This window comes from Lichenihabitans sp. Uapishka_5 (assembly GCF_033947565.1).
In the GTDB taxonomy this organism is placed as follows: Bacteria; Pseudomonadota; Alphaproteobacteria; order Rhizobiales; family Beijerinckiaceae; genus Lichenihabitans.
The window spans coordinates 4,607-5,189 of sequence record NZ_JARPVX010000140.1 but is presented as its reverse complement, the minus strand read 5'-3'; the positions used below and the strand labels follow the sequence as shown (position 1 = coordinate 5,189).

Annotated in this window: 1 protein-coding gene; it reads right to left on the bottom strand. The window is 59.7% G+C overall.

What is annotated here, in order from left to right; translation table 11 throughout:
* A partial coding sequence (locus P7D22_RS22175) for a helix-turn-helix domain-containing protein (protein WP_319936427.1) occupies positions 1–145 on the bottom strand: 145 nt, incomplete at its 3' end.
* Between the last annotated feature and the right edge of the window lie 438 nt (positions 146–583).

Below are 583 nucleotides of genomic sequence, written 5' to 3'. Positions count from 1 at the left end.
GTGTGTACCCGGGCGGCAACGAGAACCGGCACATCTTCAGGACCGTCTCGCGGTTCAGCCCAAACACCCGGGCCGCTTCGCGGCGGCTGTGACCCTCAATGAACACGAAATGTCGAACGGCGGCGTAGATTTCCACGACGAACATCCCCGGCCTCCCCAAAACGGGAAGCCTATCCACTGGCCGGAGATTCCTCCGCCCGCGTCAGCAGATCGCTGGCGCTCCAGTGACCTGCTTTGTCACCGCCCTACACAAACTTTTCACAATTTATTAATTATTCTTGGAATGATCGGTTTGTTGCACAACCGGAACTACCGATATTTACTGTAGGTTTCCTCTAGCCAGGCAGCATCGGCGCAACGCAACGGAGTTATTGCGATGCTCCCCAGGATGTCCGCGGCCGGTTTGGCTACGTTGATGCTCATGCAGCCCGCCATAGCGGCCGATCTGCCTCTGCGCACGGCGCCCGTGCTGCTTGCGAGCCCGCCCCTGTTCACCTGGACCGGGTTCCACGTCGGGCTGAACGCAGGTTACATCACCAAGCGGGACAGGCTGGACGGCGTTGTTCCTGATCTCGACGCTGTG